Raw genomic sequence first — 16,017 nt, forward strand, 5'->3', positions numbered from 1 at the left:
TCGGGTTTTCGATAGAGGCGCAAAAATACCCAATTTTTACCCACAAAAAAACCCGGACAAAATCCGGGTTTTAGAATTTCGGATTAAGTAATCGTTATTTCTTCGCTGTAGTGTCAGCTGGTACAGCGGTCGCTGGAGTAGCACCAGCAGGATTTGCCGCGTATTTTTTATTCAAACCTTCCACCACAGAAGCAGTCACATCAATTGCATCATTAGCATACCACATAGCTCCACCACGGGTATAGCTTAGGATGAGATCAATCCCGTTTTCTTTGGCATAATCTTTCATGTAGGTCTGAACTTGCTCATAAACGTCATTCATCAACTTCGCCTCATCGGCTGACAATTCCTGCATCAGGTTGTTTCGGTAAGTCATCAGATTTTGTTCCTTTTGCATCAGCTCATCCTGCTTAGCTCTGGCTTGGTTTGGAGTCATATTTCCACCAGTTTGTTGGAAAGTAGCCACTTCCTGCTCAAATCCTTTGGCTCTTGACTGAAGGTCACTATCGAATCTCTGACCTTTTGAGGTAATTTCTTCAGACATTTTTTTGAAGTAATCATACTTGTTGATCACTGAATCTGTATAAACGAAAGCCACTTTCATATCACCTGCAGCCATTCCTTCGCCGGAAGCGGCAGTTTCAGAAGTTGAAGCGGTTTTTTGGTCACATGAATAGAAAAGTACAGAAGCAATTGCCAGTACTCCGATGAATTTTAATCCTTTTTTCACTTTTAATACGTTATGGTTGACAGGCCGCAAATATATAGAAAGTATTGATTTCGCAAGAATGGACAGCAAAACTGTAAGTTAATTTCAGTTAACCGATTAAAAATAAAGCTCTTGTGCCAACCTGAAAACCTGAGCATGTCCATCAATGATATCTTTAATTTGCTTGGAATATCCTCCCCCCATGCAACACATGACCGGAATATGGTTGGATTTTGCAAAAGTCAGAACTGTTTTATCTCTTTCTTTAACTCCTTTTGGACTTATGTTGAGGCGTCCCAACTGATCAGAAGCCAAAACATCCACTCCACATTGGTAAATCAAAAAGTCGGGCTTAAACTCCTTCAAGATCAATGGCAATGTCTGATTTAACTTTTCCAAATAAACCACATCTCCAGTACCGTCAGCAAATCCGATATCCAAGTTTGATTTCTCTTTTCGGTGAGGATAATTCTTTTCACCGTGCATACTGAAAGTAAAAACATCACCCCTACCCTTGAATATCTCCGCTGTGCCGTTTCCCTGATGAACATCCAAATCCACGACTAAAACACGGCTAACCAAGCGGTTTTCCAAAAGGAAATTGGCTGTAATTGCGATATCATTCAGCAGGCAAAATCCCTCTCCCCGGTTCGAAAAAGCATGGTGAGTACCGCCAGCAACATTCATCCCTATTCCGTGGCTTAAGGAATAAACTGCCGCCTGGACTGAACCGGCTGCTATTTGAATTTCACGTTGGACCAATTCATGGGAAAGTGGAAATCCAGTTGCACGAATTTCAGCCCGGCTAAGCTCCAGCGTTGTCAGTCTATTGAAATATTCTGAATCATGAGTATTTAGAATCCATTTTTTCTCCAAGAAATCCGGAGTAAAGAAGTTTTCCTCCTTCAATGTGCCTTCATAAACCAATTGCTCTGGCAAGAGGCTATACTTTTCCATTGGAAAGCGATGACCAAAAGGCAATGGGTGAGCGTACGATTCTGACCAGGCTACTTTAAGCATAAAAAAAGCGCTGAAGTATAAACCAGCGCATTTGGAGCATGTTTAGAAAATTACTAAAATCAAATTTCGTCTTCTTCTGTCTGAAAAGCATAAAGGGTTTCATCCAGGACCAACGTATCATCATTGAATTCCTGCACAAACTTTGCAATAACTTTTTCTGATACTTCTTCAATATTTAGTGCAGCATCCAAGCCAATGCCATAGTCATGGTTTGTATCTATATCGATGAATTCCTGGACTTTTACGGTTTCTTCCTCCTCTATTTCCATGATGATTTCCGTGATAAACCAACCTATTTCTTCTTCCTCACTGCTGAGTGGCTTCATATTCCCGTTTTCATCCTCTTCATAGGTAATCCCTTTGAAGTTGGGAAACTTTTTGGCAGCCTCATGTTCTGCCAATTCGTACACTTCACTTGCATGGTGGAGCCGTAGGGTATAAAGTGCTGCATCATAAATGGCTTCTTTGCCTTCGAACATTCCGATAAAATAAAAATTGACAAATTCATCAGAATTCTCCTCATCAGGAATGATCTTAAAGGTCTTACCGGACTTCTGAAGTTCGGCCTTTAAATTATCAATAATTTGGGGATCAAATCCGGGATTAATAATTGACATATTTCAAAAATATAGGTGGTGAAATTTATGAACTTCCTGACAAATGAAGAAGGTCGATATTTATTTTAGATTTAGGTAAGAAAGTAAAGGAATAAAATGAAATCAGCAAAATTTGAAGATGAATTTTTCAAAGGATTAATAAAACAAAAAGAAGGTGAAAAACTGGATTTTAAACAAAAAATAACCTCCAAAGAAAAAATCGCCAGAACACTTTCCGGCCTTGCAAATACACAAGGGGGCTTTATTGTGATCGGAATGTCGGATAACAAAAGAATAATCGGAATTGACCCTGAGGAAGAGCGCTACATGATCGAATCCGCAAATGAAGAGTTTTGTATACCCAAAGTTTCCCTGATTGTTAAAGAAATTAAAGTCACAGGAGAAAAATTGCCTGATTCTCCTGATGAAGATGAAAAGTCCCTGCTCTTGGTCGAAGTCAAAAAAACTTCAGGTCCGGAGATTTTTTGCAAAAACAAAAACGGCGAACTGAAATCATTCAGACGAGTCAATGACCAGACTTTAGCGGTTTGAGTCCAAGCTGTTCCCAAAAACCCCATTGATCAAACTTAGTACAAGGGAAAAACCCAAAGCCCACCAGAAGCTTTGCACTACAAATCCAGGGATAAAATACGCAGCGATCAATATCACACCTGCATTGATCACCAGCAAAAAAAGCCCAAAGGTGATCAGCGTGATAGGAAATGTGAGGAGGATCATGATCGGCTTGAGGGTGAAATTGATCAGAATAATCACGCCAGCTAAAAGGAATCCCGTTGTCCAATTGTCAACACTAACTCCGCTCAATAAAAAATCGGCGATCAAAATGGAAATCCCACCAAGGATAATTTTGGTCAGTATCGACCCTGCTTTGCTTTTTGTCTCCATAGGAATCCAAGATACTAATTCAAGCCAGAATTGGCCAAAAACTGATATAAATCATCGGCATATTCGGGGCATTTTTCCAACGGTAAAAAATTGTTGCCAGCCTAGCCTTATATTTGCACCAGTATTGTAAAAATTAGCTGAGTGATTATAATCATCTTCTTCCTGCTCCACTGGTATTTCTCCCTGTTTTGCCAGAGCTTCTTTCTCCATCGATATGCAGCCCATCAGATGTTTTTGATGAGTAAGTATTGGGAAAAATTCTTTTATTTCTTTACCTGGATCTGGCAGGGAAGTTCTTATCTGTCTCCCCGGGCATATGCTATCCTTCACCGGATGCACCATGCCTATTCGGACACTCCAAAGGATCCGCATAGCCCCCATCATACCGAAAATCTGTTCACTATGATGTGGAAAACAAAAAACATCTACAACGATTACTTCAGCTTCAAGCTTAAGCCGGAAGAGAGGTTTTCAAAGGATATTCCAGTTTGGAATAATTTTGACAAATTCGCCGACAACATGGCCGTCAGAGTAAGCTGGATTTTGGTTTATATTTTGGTCTACGTTCTTTGTATTTCTGTTTTCGAATTACCCGGGACTCATTGGTGGATGTATTTCCTTTTGCCCATCCACTTTTTAATGGGGCCGGTCCATGGGGCTATTGTCAATTGGAGTGGACATAAGTATGGGTATGCCAATTTTGACAACAACGACAAATCGAAAAATTCGCTATTACTAGACGTACTGATGTTAGGTGAACTATTCCAAAACAATCACCACAAACTTCCAAACCGTCCAAATTTTGCGGTTAAATGGTATGAATTTGACCCGACCTATCCGATCGTGAAATTATTGCACGCATCGGGTATAATCCAACTCAGAACATCCTAAAAACCCTTTTGAAAAATTAAATTAGCCGCCACAAGCGGCTTTTTTATTTTTATACGGTTTAAAATCAGTGCTTTATAATTTAGCCTCAACTAAATAGTAAAAATATTTTAATAATTCCTTTGGAATTAAGAAACTAAACGAATAATTTTCTATCGATTTAAAACTTAACACCTTATGAAACCATTAACCAGAGCAGAAGAGGAGATTATGCAGATCCTCTGGGATATTGAGCGAGGCTTCGTCAAAGATATCCTAACCCCAATGCCAGAACCAAAACCTGCATACAATACAGTGTCCACCATTGTAAGAATTCTTGAAAGAAAAGGATTTGTAAGCCACAAATCCTACGGTAAAAGCCATGAGTATTTCCCAATAGTTTCTAAAGATGAATACAGAACATTCATCATTAAGAGAATGCTTGAAGGATACTTCGACAGCTCTTTTGCTAAGATGACCCAGTTTTTCAAAAACGATGAATCACTGAACACTAAGCAATATCAGTAAAAATCAAAACGTGGATATGCATTAAAAAAACCCGATCTTATCAGATCGGGTTTTTTTCATTTTTAAAAGATTGGAAACCAGGTTCTGAATCCTCGTCAGCACTTAGGTACAAAAAACCAAAAGAAAGAAGGTATGAATTGGAGAGATCTCATTTTGTAAATGATTCTTCCCGAAAGCACCTAGTTCCTTTCGATACTCAGGTGGGATGGCCTATATTTGCAGCCTGATAAAAAGACCCTTTTTCAATGAATTCATTTATAGAAGAGCTGAAGTGGAGAGGAATGCTCCAGGACATGACACCGGAAATCGAAGAGCACCTGAGCAAAGGTATGGCTTCAGCATATCTGGGTTTTGACCCTACAGCTGATTCCCTTCATATCGGTCACCTGGTCGGCGTGATGACTCTCCTACATTTCCAGCGTGCTGGGCATAAGCCTTTCGCGTTGGTAGGTGGGGCTACAGGGATGATCGGAGATCCTTCTTTCAAATCCTCCGAAAGAAACCTCCTCGACAAAGCAACGCTGGACCACAATGTGGCTTGCATTCAAGGTCAACTTTCCAAGTTTTTGGACTTCTCTGGAGCGACTTCCAACAAGGCCGAACTGGTCAATAATTACGACTGGATGTCCCAGTTTTCATTTCTGGAGTTTATCCGTGATGTAGGCAAGCATATCACCGTGAATTACATGATGTCCAAAGACAGTGTAAAACGCCGTCTGGAAGATGGAAACGGACTTTCATTCACAGAATTCAGCTACCAGCTAATCCAAGGCTACGACTTTTATCACCTTTGGAAAAACAACAACTGCTCCATCCAATTGGGCGGTTCGGATCAGTGGGGAAATATCGTCACTGGCACAGAACTCATCCGAAGAATGGGTGGTGGAAGCGCGTATGCTTTGACAGTGCCATTGATCACCAAAGCTGACGGGACTAAGTTTGGAAAGACTGAAGGTGGTTCTGTTTGGTTGGATCCTGAGAAAACTTCCCCGTATGCTTTCTACCAATTCTGGCTGAATGTTTCGGACGAAGATGCTTCCAAATACATCCGGATTTTCACGGTGCTGAATCAGCAAACAATTGAAAATCTTGAAGCCGAACATGCACAGGCTCCACACCTGAGAACCTTGCAAAAGGAAATTGCCAAGCAAGTCACGATCATGGTTCATAGCCTGGAAGATTACGAAATGGCTGTAAAAGCCTCCGAGATTCTCTTTGGAAAATCATCAACCGAAGATTTGGCTTCTCTTGACGAAAGGACATTTCTGGCTGTTTTCGAGGGAGTTCCGCAAGCCCAAATTTCCAAGGAGGAATTTGAGGGAATCGAAAATATTTTGGATCTCTTTGGAGAAAAGACACATGCCCAAATCTTCCCTTCCAAAGGCGAAGCTAGAAAAATGATCCAAGGCGGCGGAGTCAGTATCAACAAAGAAAAACTGGGAGATCCAAATGCACCGCTGGATTTCCATTTGCTTCAGGGCAAGTACCTGCTGATCCAAAAAGGAAAGAAAAATTATTACATTCTTGAAGTAAAATAAGAACCTGACTTCCAAGTGAAAAGGCCTCAATTTTGAATTTGAGGCCTTTTTTATTTCCAGATCTAGAAATTTTAACCCAAATTTTGACCCTGATTTAATATCTTTGCGATTCATTTTTACCCTAAATACAACAGGCATGGCAGGAGAAAAAAACAAAGAAAAACTCATTCTGGATTCGGCAGTTGCGCTTTTCACCACCAAAGGTTTTCAAGCCACACGAATGGAAGACGTGGCCAAACGTGCCGGTATCAGCAAAGGACTCACCTATTTTTATTATAAAAACAAAGAGGACTTGTTTATGGCCTTAACCAAAAAAGCCTTTGATCAATTCAAAGAAGAATTCAGAGAGGTCCTTCGCTCCAAGGGAAAAAACGGCATGGAAATGCTCACAGACCTGATGGGCAAGATTGTCAATTTCGCTAAAGAACAACCGGTGTATTATCAGGCTGTTTTGAATTTTTTGGACGTTCTAAAAAAGTACAATGACAAGGCATTGAGGAGGGAGATCGATCCTTTGATTTTGGATTCCATCCATTTTCACAAGCTGCTGGAAATCCACTACGAACCTATCAAACTTGGGATTCAAATGGTTTCCCAAGGAATAAAAGACGGTAGCATCAGACCGGAACTTCAGCCGGAAATCACCTTTTACACGGTTTGGGCGATGATTACAGGATTTGAAAAAATGAGCGGCCCTGTCGGATACGAGGGAAAAGAAGCTAAAATCAGCGCCGAAGCCTGGCAACCCGGTTTTACCAAACTAATGCAGGATATGCTTCGGGGTACAATTCAGGCAAGCCGACCAGCAATTGTCCAAACCAGCCTATTCTAATGAGAAAACTTGTCTTCCTTGCAGGAATTGTCGGCCTTTCGATGGCCTGCACTCCAAAAACTGAAGTTGATATCCTAATTAAAAATGCTTCGGTAATCGAGTTGAAATCAGGTCAAATTATCTCTTCCCAGGTAGTTTTGATCCAGGGAGACTCCATTTTTCAGATTGGAGGAGACAGTTTGCTTTCCCAATATTCAGGAAAAACCGAAATCGATGCCGAGTCCCAATTTTTGATGCCGGGATTGTGGGACAATCACGTGCACTTTGGCGGGGCAGAATATGTGGATGAAAACGAACAGTTGCTACCGCTTTTCCTTGCCTTTGGTGTGACCTCTGTTCGGGATGCTGCCGGAGATATTCCTCTTGAAGTATTGAAGTGGAAATCAGAGATCAATTCCGGAAACCGGATCGGGCCAAGGATTTTCACCTCCGGACCTAAAATAGAGGGGATCAACTCCGTTTGGCCGGGAGACTTGGAAATTGGAACGGAAGCTGAACTTGACTTTGCGCTGGATTCACTCGAAAAGCTCAACGTTGATTTTGTAAAAATCACAGACAATACACTTTCTGCTGAGCTTTTTCTTTCCGCCACCCAAAAAGCCAAGGCGCGTGGATGGTCCGTTTCTGGCCATGTCCATCCGGGAATCACGCTGGATGAAATATCCAAAGCAGGGCTCACCACCATTGAGCATCAGGGATATTTGCTTCGTGCGGCTACTTCGGAAGAAAACCGAATCCGGGATGAAAAGCTTTCAAACAAGCTTTCACCAGCTGAAGCCAATCAGTTACAATTCAATACTTTAAATGATTCTGTAGCCGAAGCAAAATTCAGACAATTTGCCTCCCAAGGGACTAGAATTGTTCCAACTCTTTTGATCAGTTACAACATTGCCTACTTGGATTCTTTGGATTTTTCCACTGATACCATCCAGGATTATCTGGGGCCAAAGCTGAAAGAAAGCTATCAATGGAGAATCGATCGCTATGCCTTGGAGGATTCAACAAGCAGGAAAAACAGGAAAATGCAATTCGAGGCATCAGCCAGATTACTGCCATTGGTCCAAAAATCCGGGATGAAAATCATGGCAGGCACAGATGCAGGATACCTGAATACCTATGATTATCCGGGGCTTGCTATCCACCGGGAACTGGCCCTGATGGTGAAATATGGATTGAGTCCGCTTGAGGCTCTTCAGGCATCGATGATCAATGGACCTGCTTATTTTGGGTTGGAAAAAGAATATGGAGCAGTTGAGGCCGGGAAAAAAGCAAGTTTGGTTTTGCTCAACAAAAATCCGCTGGAAAATATCGAAAACACGCTTTCCATCGAATCTGTGATTGTGGAGGGAAAGTATTTTTCAAGAAAAGACTTGGACCGAATGCTGTCCAAGATCAAAGCATGGGTAAAAGAAAAAGAGGCAAATTGACCTCATGCTTTTGATTAAATGGTTGGCTGAATAATCCCAGGAAACCTAAAACAAAAAAGGCTGCCCAATCGGACAGCCTTCACTTTTTTATCTGCTTCTCCAGAGATCTTTCATTTGTTTTCCGTTGACAATCAGGACAAATCTGGCTGGGTTAGGAACCAGTACAATTCTTACATCCATTTTGTCAAACTGATCTGATTCGATCGGAACTCCAACTTTTCCGCTTACCTCATAAGTAACAATTCCATTTGCATCCGGAAGCATTTCCTTGTAGGCATTGGCGAGGTAGGCAGAGGGAAGCAACAAATCTGTATCAGATTTCAGCTTTGAATAGATTTTTTCAAGCTGAGACTCAAGCACTTCTTCATATTCCTCATTAAAATCATCCTCCAGGTCATGCAGTTCTTCCTCCAGGTCATCATAGCTTTCGTCGCTATAATCCATTTTGCTGAGTCGATTCCTTTTTTCTACGATTACGGTGAGTTGCTTGTCCAGCTGTTCCCAATTCATGGATTAGTTTGATTTGATGAAAGTGCAAAGATGGCCATTACTTCTTTTTTCGCCGAAAAATATCTGAGAAATTAACTCACCAACAGGATTTTTCCATTCCGGCCGGGCTTTTCGTAGGCTTCCAAAGCAGCTCGGAAATCCTCGAGTTTGAATTTGCCTCCAATGTCAATTTTGGAATCATCATTCATCAGGAAACCAAAAACAGACCTGAAAGCTTTCGCTCTTTCCCCATCATTTTTCTCTTCCATCCAGGTAGAAAGCCAAAATCCCTCAATGCTCAGGTCTTTAAAAATCAGCAATCCACTGTTGATTGGCATATTATCCAAAGCCAGAGCACCAAAAATCATCATTTTCCCTTTGGGTCGGAGACTGGCCAAAGCTTTCGCTCCAAGCAATCCTCCCACCGCATCAAAAATAACATGGACTCCCCCGTCGGTTTTTTCTGCAATTACCTTCTGTAGCTTCTCAGAGTCCGAATTGATCACCAAATCAGCACCCAAATTTTCAAGTACTACTTTTTGAGAGTCATGACGCACCGTGGCCGCAACTTTGACACCTTTTGCTTTGGCCAACTGTATAGCGAATTTTCCAAAAGCTGAAGCCCCGGCTGTAACCAAAAGCCACTCACCAGCCTGGATTCGGGATTTTTCTAGCATGGCAAAAGCTGTCATTGGATTGACAAAAGCCTGGCAGGCCACTTCATCCGGCATTGCATCAGGCACTGGAATCACCAAGGATGCGGGCAAGCAAAGATATTCCCTCCAAGTCCCGATGGCGGTAAACATGACGCGGCTTCCGACTTTTACCTTTCCGGCTTCGTCACTTTTCTCTACCACTCCACAAGCCTCAAATCCTGCGCTGCTTGGCAGCTTGGGAACAATTCCATACATCCCTCTGACAAACATGATGTCGGATGGATTGATATTCCGGGCCGTTACCCGAATCAAAACTTCACTAGCTTTCGGGTTAGGGATTGGACTTTCCCGGAGTTGCAGCACTTCCTGGGGCAGTCCAGTTTGATCAAATATTAGTTCTTTCATCTGTTTATAATTTGTTTTCCATGGTCAGATGGAATCTCGCATTACTTGTTAATCATTCCTTTGTGTTTCGGTTGATGCTCGATTTCATCTGCGTCTTATTGTTTTGTATTTAACAGAATCATAATCAATGAATCCGAAAAATGGGTTTTCTCTCTGTCAAATTTTCCTAACTTAAGGCATAATATAACCCAAAACACATGGATTTATCCTCTGTTTTTTCTTTAGATGGAAAAGTTGCCCTGATCACAGGGGCGAGTAAAGGAATTGGATTTGGCATTGCGGAGGTTTTCGCAGCAGCCGGAGCAAAAGTGGTCATCAGCAGCCGAAAGCAGGATGCACTTGACGAAAAGGCAAATCAACTTAAATCTCAAGGATACGAAGCCACAGGAATTGCATGCAATGTCGGGAACATGCCGGAACTCACCCAACTCGTAGAAAAGGCAGTAGAAAAATATGGAACGATTGATATTCTGGTCAACAATGCTGCTGTAAATCCGGTTTTTGGCCCTGTCCATGAGACAAGCCTAGAAGCTTTTGACAAAATCATGAATGTCAATGTGAAGGCCCCATTTGAACTTTGCCGGCTATGTTTCCCCTATTTGAGAAGGTCATCAGGTGCTTCAGTTATCAATATCAGTTCAATCGGAGGACTCTCTCCTGAATCAGGTTTGGGGATTTATTCTGTTTCCAAAGCAGCCTTGATTTCCCTCACGAAGGTCTATGCAAAAGAATGGGGCGAGGCCAAAATTCGTGTCAATGCCATTTGCCCGGGACTGATCGAAACCAAATTTTCGGAAGCACTCTGGTCAAATGATAAAATTATGGGCTCGATCATTAAGAAACTTGCCATCAAGCGATCCGGAACATCTGAAGAGGTAGGATTGATGGCACTTTTTCTTGCCGCCTCAGCTTCCTCCTACACCACTGGAGGGATCTTTACAGCTGACGGGGGATTTACGATTTAAAAATTCTCCATGCAATCCACCCAAAATTTCCCCCAAGATGAGCTTCCCACTCTCCTTGAAAAGTACAGACAATTCGTTAAAAATGAGCTTTTCCAAATTGACCTTGCGGTTGTCAAAGGCCCATTTCGAAGTTTCCTACCTCTGATTGAATCACTTAGATCAAAGGCCAAAATTCAGGGACTTTTTGCCCCACATCTTCCCAAAACTGAAGGCGGAGTCGGTTTGAATCTGGTTCAGTTTGCGCATGTGTCTGAGATTTTGGGACAAAGCCCAATTGGGCATTATGTATTCAATTGCAATGCGCCCGACATAGGCAACATGGAATTGCTTCATCTTTTTGGCTCAGAATACCAAAAAGAAACTTGGCTCAAACCACTCCAAGAAGGTAAAATCAGAAGTTGTTTTGCAATGACAGAACCGGAGCATGCCGGAAGCAATCCTGTTCACTTGAGTACTTCAGCTGTTCGGGAGGAAAATTTTTATCGGATCAATGGGCACAAATGGTTCACGACAGCGGCGGATGGTGCTGCATTTTCCATAGTGATGGCTGTGACAAACCCAAATGCAGAATCTCCCTATCAGCGTGCCAGCATGCTCATTGTGCCCCTGGACAATCCTGGGTACAAACATGTCAGGAAAATTCCGATAATGGGCGAAGCCGGAGAGGATTACCTTTCTCACTCAGAAGTCCGGTTTGAAGATTGTATCGTTCCGGTTTCCAATCTGATCGGCATAGAAGGCCATGGATTTGCTTTGGCACAGGAGCGGCTCGGACCAGGGAGGATTCATCATTGCATGCGGTGGATTGGGATCTGCGAGCGGGTTTTTGACATGATGTGCAAAAGGGCAATTACCAGGGAATTGGATTTTGGAAAGCCATTAGCCGAAAAGCAGACCATCCAAAACTGGATTGCCGAAAGCCGAGCTGAAATCAAGGCTAGCCGACTGATGGTTTTGGACACAGCCTCTAAAATGCAGCAATTCGGGGCCAAGGAAGTCCGGGAAGATATCTCTACGATTAAATTCTTTGTCGCCGATGTCCTGATGAAAGTAATTGACCGGGCGATTCAGGTGCATGGAGCTTTGGGGATTACGGATGACACGCTTCTCTCCTTCTGGTATCGTCATGAACGTGGAGCGAGAATCTATGATGGGCCGGATGAGGTTCATAAGTCAGCTTTGGCAAAACACATTCTAAAATCCTATGGCAACCGTAGATAATCCTCTGGATTTCAAAAAACTAAAGGAATTCTGGAAAAAGTCACTGAATTGGGATGAAGATCAAACCCGGATCACTCAAGTATCCGGAGGATTTTCTAACCTCACTTTTTTGGTCGAAAGTCCAATTGGCAAATTTGCCATGCGCAGGGCTCCGTTTGGTGAAAAAATCAGCAAGGCTCATGACATGGTCAGGGAAAGCCAAGTCCTGGAAGCTTTATACAAGGCTGGTTACAAAAAAGCTCCTAAACCGGTTGTCATATACGAGGACGAAGAATTGAGCGGCACACCCTTACTAATCATGGAATGGGTGGAAGGGTATGTCCTTCGAAATAGGGTCCCAAAAGGAATACAATTGAATTCAGAGGATTTTCGAAAACTTTCAGAAAACACCCTAGACAGTCTTTTGGAACTTCATCAATTGGAATTGGAGGTCTCAGGATTGCATAGATTAGGCAAAGCAGAGGGTTATGTAAAACGCCAGGTAGATGGATGGATAGACCGCTATTTGAGGGCCAAAACTGATTCTATACCAGAAATGATCCAGGTTGCCAACTGGCTCCAATCCAACCTCCCCAGCACTGAAAACAGTGGATTCATCCACAACGATTACAAATACGACAACCTGGTGCTTAATCTCCAAAATGTCTCGGAAATCAATGCCGTTTTGGATTGGGAAATGGCTACAGTGGGTGATCCACTGATGGACTTGGGCACCTCACTTGCCTATTGGGCGGAGTCAAATGACCCGGATATTTTGAAAATGTTCGGTCTGACTTACCTGCCTGGTAACCTGAACCGGGCTGAGGTGATTGACTATTATGCCCAAAGGAGTCCCCTGGACTTGAGTAATATGCTATTCTATTATGTTTTCGGCTTATTCAAAGTCGCTGGAATCGCCCAACAGATCTACAAGCGATATACCCAAGGATTTGCAAAGGACAAGAGGTTTGGAGAATTAATCCACGTTGTGAATGCTGCGGGACAAAAAGCTTTGGAAAGCATTAAGTCTGAAAAAATCTAATCACGTATGACCATTTCAAACATTTGCATCCTTGGCGCTGGAACTCTTGGTTCACGGGTAGCTTTACAGGCAGCTATTTCAGGATTTCAGGTGACCGTCTTTGATATTGAGCATAAATCCCTTGATTTTTCTCTAGCCACTATGCAAAAAATCCTGCTGCAGCTTCACCGATCGGGACAAATCAGCAAAGGTCAGGACCGGGAAGTTTTAGCACGGATCAAGTTCACTATGAATCCAAAGGAAGCTGTGGCAGATGCGGATTTAATCAATGAAAGTGTCACCGAGGAAGCCGATATCAAGAAAAGGGTCTGGAGGCAGTTTGGTGAAATTGCTCCTGAAAAGACCATTTTCACCACCAATACCTCCTTCATGTTAGCCTCTATGTTTGCAGAGGATTCAGGCCGGCCAGAGAAGTTTTGCGCATTCCATTTTCACGATGTTTTCTACTCCAGAGTAGTCGATATCATGCCACATCCGGGGACTGATCTGGCTTTGATTCCTATTTTGGAAGATTTGGGTAGAAAACTTAATCAGGTGCCCGTGGTTCTGAAAAAGGAAAATCCCGGATACATATTCAATACGATGCTGATGGCATTGCTCGGTACAGCGGGGAAGTTGTTGACCGGAGAAGTGGCCACCATCGAAGATATTGACCGATCCTGGATGGTCAATTTCCATATGCCAATGGGGCCATTTGGTATTTTGGATTCGATAGGTCTGGAAACTGCCTGGCATGTCACCCACAAAATGCCAGACCGGGCATCTCAAGCTTTTGCAGGACTTTTGAAATCCTATATCGACCAGGGCAAATTTGGAGAGAAATCAGGGGAAGGTTTCTATTCTTATCCCAACCCAAAATACCGAGATTCGGATTTTATGCTATAAACCTAAATTTTAGATATTTGATCTTTTCCCCTTTGTCTGAAAAGAGCTTTTCGTATTTGGTTTTTATGCCGTGATGGTCATCCTTCATTTCACTTTGGTAAAAATCCGCGGTAAAAGCGATCACTTCGATGTCCTCTCTTGATTTTACCAATTCAAGGGAATAATCAAAAAGCCCGGTGTTGTCTGTTTTGAAATGGACGATGCCACCAGACTTGATCATTGGTTTATACATATCCAAAAATCGAGGTGAAGTCAATCTACGCTTCTCATCGCCTTCTCTTGGAAAAGGATCGGGAAAAGTAATCCAAAGTTCAGAGATCTCCCCTTCCCCAAAAAACTCGCTCAGATTTTGAATCTGGGTTCTAAGGAAAGCTACATTGGTAATGCCTTCGGCCGTTGCGGTTGAACTTCCTTTCCAGATTCTGCTGCCTTTGATATCTACTCCGATGAAGTTCTGATTCGGATATTCGCGGCCCAATCCAACTGTGAATTCCCCACGTCCGCAGGCCAATTCTACCACGATTGGATTTTGGTTTTGGAACTGGCTGTCGTTCCAGTGGCCTTTGATAGTTTCAAAAATGGGCTTCCCAGCCTGAATTACATTGGGATTCACTTCGTTTTCGGCGAAGCGAACCATCTTTTTTCTACTCATTTAAAGGTCGTCGATTTCTGCGACCACAAAAGTACTGCCTCCCACAAATATCAGGTCATCCGGTCCGGCATTTTTTCGGGCAAAGTTTAAAGCTTCATTGACATCTGGTATGATTTCTCCCTTCAAGCCAAATTTGAATGCTTTTTCAGCCAATTGAACTGCCGGCAAGGCACGGGGAATTTCTGCATTGCAAAAAACATAGGTAGCCTTCTTTGGCAGCAAAGTCAAAATCATTGAAATATCCTTGTCCTGAACCATTCCTAAAACCATCCAGAGGTTTTGATAGGTGTAGGTTTTCAGCTGGGAAAGTATCTCTTGGATTCCCGGCTCGTTATGTCCTGTATCAGCTATTACAATCGGCTTTTCGCCCAAAACCTGCCAGCGTCCTTTCAATCCGGTCAAGGTCACGACATCAGACAAGCCTTTTTTCTTTGCTTCTTCTGAAATTTCCCAGCCCTGCTTTCTCAGTTGCTCAACCGATTCAAGAATTCCGGGAAGGTTCAGCCTTTGGTAATTTCCCAAAAGCCCAAATTTCAGAGTAAAATCATCTGGCCCACTTTTGACGATATACTCAGCCAAAAGCTTGTTCCCAATTCGCTTTTCTCCTTTTCTCTTAATCTCAAATTCATCTTCAGCAAATAAAATCTGAGCATTCATCTCGGAAGCCTTTTTAATAAATACTGAAGAAGTTTCTTCCTGTGTCTGACTAATCACCACCGGAACACCAGCTTTCATTATTCCTGCTTTTTCAGCCGCAATTTCAGGTAAGGTTCCTCCCAAAAACTGCATGTGGTCAAAGCCGATATTGGTGATCACGCAAAGTTCAGGATGAATCACATTGGTGCTGTCCAATCGACCGCCCATTCCTACCTCGATCACTGCGATATCTACTTTCTGCTGCTCAAAGTACCAAAAGGCCATTCCCACCGTCATTTCAAAGAAACTAGGCTTCAGTTCATCCAGAAATTCTTTGTTTTCGGCGACAAACTGAACGACGGCATCCTCACTTATATCCAGCCCGTTGATGCGGATCCGTTCGGTAAAAGACTTGAGGTGAGGTGAGGTATAAAGACCTGTTTTGTAACCAGCCGATTGGAAAATTGCCGCCAAAGTATGAGAAGTACTTCCTTTTCCATTGGTACCGGCAACATGGATGGATTTTAATTTTCGTTCAGGATTTCCCAAATGGGCGCAAAGGGCCAGGGTATTATGGAGATCCTTCCGAAAAGCTGAAGCGCCCACGCGTTGAAACATGGGCAGGGAATTGAAAAGGTAATCCAGCGTCTCCTGGTAAGTCATT

18 protein-coding genes are annotated in these 16,017 nt (G+C 42.7%); 10 read left to right on the forward strand and 8 right to left on the reverse strand.

What is annotated here, in order from left to right:
• Positions 1-94 precede the first annotated feature (94 nt).
• The 3 genes from B0E43_RS15675 to B0E43_RS15685 all read right to left on the reverse strand — a co-directional run bounded on the left by B0E43_RS15675 (position 95) and on the right by B0E43_RS15685 (position 2,346).
• The gene (locus B0E43_RS15675; RefSeq protein ID WP_077351424.1) at positions 95-730 is read right to left on the reverse strand and encodes an OmpH family outer membrane protein; all 636 of its coding nucleotides are present in this window, start codon (positions 728-730) and stop codon (positions 95-97) included.
• Positions 731-826: 96 nt separating this feature from the next.
• Positions 827-1,729, reverse strand: a complete 903-nt coding sequence (locus tag B0E43_RS15680; protein WP_077351426.1) for a histone deacetylase — start codon at positions 1,727-1,729, stop codon at positions 827-829.
• Positions 1,730-1,788: 59 nt separating this feature from the next.
• A complete protein-coding gene (locus B0E43_RS15685) occupies positions 1,789-2,346 on the reverse strand; it encodes a hypothetical protein (protein WP_077351428.1) in 558 nt (185 codons plus the stop codon).
• Between the two features lie 96 nt (positions 2,347-2,442).
• On the opposite strand from B0E43_RS15685, the gene B0E43_RS15690 reads away from it, so the two are divergent.
• Positions 2,443-2,877: a helix-turn-helix domain-containing protein gene (locus tag B0E43_RS15690; RefSeq protein WP_077351430.1), complete on the forward strand. Its 435-nt coding sequence runs from the start codon at positions 2,443-2,445 to the stop codon at positions 2,875-2,877.
• Here the strand turns inward: B0E43_RS15690 and B0E43_RS15695 are convergent.
• On the reverse strand, positions 2,866-3,231 hold the full coding sequence (locus B0E43_RS15695; protein WP_077351432.1) for a phage holin family protein: 366 nt from the start codon (positions 3,229-3,231) through the stop codon (positions 2,866-2,868). The two genes, B0E43_RS15690 and B0E43_RS15695, sit on opposite strands and share 12 nt — an antisense overlap.
• Positions 3,232-3,372: 141 nt before the next feature.
• On the opposite strand from B0E43_RS15695, the gene B0E43_RS15700 reads away from it, so the two are divergent.
• The 5 genes from B0E43_RS15700 to B0E43_RS15720 all read left to right on the forward strand — a co-directional run bounded on the left by B0E43_RS15700 (position 3,373) and on the right by B0E43_RS15720 (position 8,423).
• A complete protein-coding gene (locus B0E43_RS15700) occupies positions 3,373-4,122 on the forward strand; it encodes an acyl-CoA desaturase (protein WP_077351434.1) in 750 nt (249 codons plus the stop codon).
• Positions 4,123-4,296: 174 nt separating this feature from the next.
• The gene (locus B0E43_RS15705) at positions 4,297-4,626 is read left to right on the forward strand and encodes a BlaI/MecI/CopY family transcriptional regulator (RefSeq protein WP_077351436.1); all 330 of its coding nucleotides are present in this window, start codon (positions 4,297-4,299) and stop codon (positions 4,624-4,626) included.
• A 245-nt stretch (positions 4,627-4,871) separates the two neighbouring features.
• Positions 4,872-6,164 (forward strand): tyrosine--tRNA ligase, encoded by a 1,293-nt coding sequence (tyrS, locus tag B0E43_RS15710; protein WP_077351438.1) that lies wholly within the window; start codon positions 4,872-4,874, stop codon positions 6,162-6,164.
• Positions 6,165-6,300: 136 nt separating this feature from the next.
• A complete protein-coding gene (locus B0E43_RS15715; RefSeq protein ID WP_077351440.1) occupies positions 6,301-6,996 on the forward strand; it encodes a TetR/AcrR family transcriptional regulator in 696 nt (231 codons plus the stop codon).
• Positions 6,996-8,423, forward strand: coding sequence for an amidohydrolase family protein (locus B0E43_RS15720; protein WP_077351442.1), 1,428 nt, complete (start codon positions 6,996-6,998; stop codon positions 8,421-8,423). The genes B0E43_RS15715 and B0E43_RS15720 overlap by 1 nt, the downstream gene beginning before the upstream one ends.
• 87 nt (positions 8,424-8,510) lie before the next feature.
• Here B0E43_RS15720 and B0E43_RS15725 read toward each other — a convergent pair whose 3' ends face one another.
• Together B0E43_RS15725 and B0E43_RS15730 are read right to left on the reverse strand one after the other, a co-directional pair.
• Positions 8,511-8,933 carry a hypothetical protein gene (locus B0E43_RS15725; RefSeq protein ID WP_077351444.1) on the reverse strand — a complete coding sequence of 141 codons (423 nt, stop codon included), beginning with the start codon at positions 8,931-8,933 and terminating at the stop codon, positions 8,511-8,513.
• Positions 8,934-9,004: 71 nt separating this feature from the next.
• On the reverse strand, positions 9,005-9,973 hold the full coding sequence (locus tag B0E43_RS15730) for a zinc-dependent alcohol dehydrogenase family protein (RefSeq protein WP_077351446.1): 969 nt from the start codon (positions 9,971-9,973) through the stop codon (positions 9,005-9,007).
• Between the two features lie 197 nt (positions 9,974-10,170).
• Here B0E43_RS15730 and B0E43_RS15735 point away from each other — a divergent pair, with 197 nt between their 5' ends.
• The 4 genes from B0E43_RS15735 to B0E43_RS15750 are packed head-to-tail and all read left to right on the forward strand — an operon-like array spanning position 10,171 to position 14,065.
• Entirely contained in the window at positions 10,171-10,938 is a 768-nt protein-coding gene (locus tag B0E43_RS15735) for an SDR family NAD(P)-dependent oxidoreductase (protein ID WP_077351448.1), read from the forward strand.
• A gap of 9 nt (positions 10,939-10,947) precedes the next feature.
• Positions 10,948-12,159, forward strand: coding sequence for an acyl-CoA dehydrogenase family protein (locus B0E43_RS15740; protein ID WP_077351450.1), 1,212 nt, complete (start codon positions 10,948-10,950; stop codon positions 12,157-12,159).
• Entirely contained in the window at positions 12,143-13,180 is a 1,038-nt protein-coding gene (locus B0E43_RS15745; protein WP_077351452.1) for a phosphotransferase family protein, read from the forward strand. The genes B0E43_RS15740 and B0E43_RS15745 overlap by 17 nt, the downstream gene beginning before the upstream one ends.
• Before the next feature lie 6 nt (positions 13,181-13,186).
• Positions 13,187-14,065 (forward strand): 3-hydroxyacyl-CoA dehydrogenase, encoded by an 879-nt coding sequence (locus tag B0E43_RS15750; protein ID WP_077351454.1) that lies wholly within the window; start codon positions 13,187-13,189, stop codon positions 14,063-14,065.
• Here the strand turns inward: B0E43_RS15750 and trmB are convergent.
• Positions 14,055-14,717 (reverse strand): tRNA (guanosine(46)-N7)-methyltransferase TrmB, encoded by a 663-nt coding sequence (gene trmB / locus B0E43_RS15755; RefSeq protein ID WP_077351456.1) that lies wholly within the window; start codon positions 14,715-14,717, stop codon positions 14,055-14,057. The genes B0E43_RS15750 and trmB overlap by 11 nt on opposite strands.
• The gene (locus B0E43_RS15760; RefSeq protein WP_077351458.1) at positions 14,718-16,016 is read right to left on the reverse strand and encodes a folylpolyglutamate synthase/dihydrofolate synthase family protein; all 1,299 of its coding nucleotides are present in this window, start codon (positions 16,014-16,016) and stop codon (positions 14,718-14,720) included.
• Between the last annotated feature and the right edge of the window lies 1 nt (position 16,017).

Origin of the sequence: Algoriphagus sp. A40 (assembly GCF_002002735.1) — a bacterium.
Taxonomy (GTDB): domain Bacteria; phylum Bacteroidota; class Bacteroidia; order Cytophagales; family Cyclobacteriaceae; genus Algoriphagus.

What these genes read in the sequence shown, in the direction of transcription:
- B0E43_RS15680 (WP_077351426.1), bottom strand. Translation starts at nt 1,729, where the DNA reads ATGCTTAAAGTAGCCTGGTCAGAATCGTACGCTCACCCATTGCCTTTT.
- B0E43_RS15685 (WP_077351428.1), bottom strand. Translation starts at nt 2,346, where the DNA reads ATGTCAATTATTAATCCCGGATTTGATCCCCAAATTATTGATAATTTA.
- B0E43_RS15690 (WP_077351430.1), top strand. Translation starts at nt 2,443, where the DNA reads ATGAAATCAGCAAAATTTGAAGATGAATTTTTCAAAGGATTAATAAAA.
- B0E43_RS15695 (WP_077351432.1), bottom strand. Translation starts at nt 3,231, where the DNA reads ATGGAGACAAAAAGCAAAGCAGGGTCGATACTGACCAAAATTATCCTT.
- B0E43_RS15705 (WP_077351436.1), top strand. Translation starts at nt 4,297, where the DNA reads ATGAAACCATTAACCAGAGCAGAAGAGGAGATTATGCAGATCCTCTGG.
- tyrS (WP_077351438.1), top strand. Translation starts at nt 4,872, where the DNA reads ATGAATTCATTTATAGAAGAGCTGAAGTGGAGAGGAATGCTCCAGGAC.
- B0E43_RS15715 (WP_077351440.1), top strand. Translation starts at nt 6,301, where the DNA reads ATGGCAGGAGAAAAAAACAAAGAAAAACTCATTCTGGATTCGGCAGTT.
- B0E43_RS15720 (WP_077351442.1), top strand. Translation starts at nt 6,996, where the DNA reads ATGAGAAAACTTGTCTTCCTTGCAGGAATTGTCGGCCTTTCGATGGCC.
- B0E43_RS15725 (WP_077351444.1), bottom strand. Translation starts at nt 8,933, where the DNA reads ATGAATTGGGAACAGCTGGACAAGCAACTCACCGTAATCGTAGAAAAA.
- B0E43_RS15730 (WP_077351446.1), bottom strand. Translation starts at nt 9,973, where the DNA reads ATGAAAGAACTAATATTTGATCAAACTGGACTGCCCCAGGAAGTGCTG.
- B0E43_RS15735 (WP_077351448.1), top strand. Translation starts at nt 10,171, where the DNA reads ATGGATTTATCCTCTGTTTTTTCTTTAGATGGAAAAGTTGCCCTGATC.
- B0E43_RS15740 (WP_077351450.1), top strand. Translation starts at nt 10,948, where the DNA reads ATGCAATCCACCCAAAATTTCCCCCAAGATGAGCTTCCCACTCTCCTT.
- B0E43_RS15745 (WP_077351452.1), top strand. Translation starts at nt 12,143, where the DNA reads ATGGCAACCGTAGATAATCCTCTGGATTTCAAAAAACTAAAGGAATTC.
- B0E43_RS15750 (WP_077351454.1), top strand. Translation starts at nt 13,187, where the DNA reads ATGACCATTTCAAACATTTGCATCCTTGGCGCTGGAACTCTTGGTTCA.
- trmB (WP_077351456.1), bottom strand. Translation starts at nt 14,717, where the DNA reads ATGAGTAGAAAAAAGATGGTTCGCTTCGCCGAAAACGAAGTGAATCCC.
- B0E43_RS15760 (WP_077351458.1), bottom strand. Translation starts at nt 16,016, where the DNA reads ATGACTTACCAGGAGACGCTGGATTACCTTTTCAATTCCCTGCCCATG.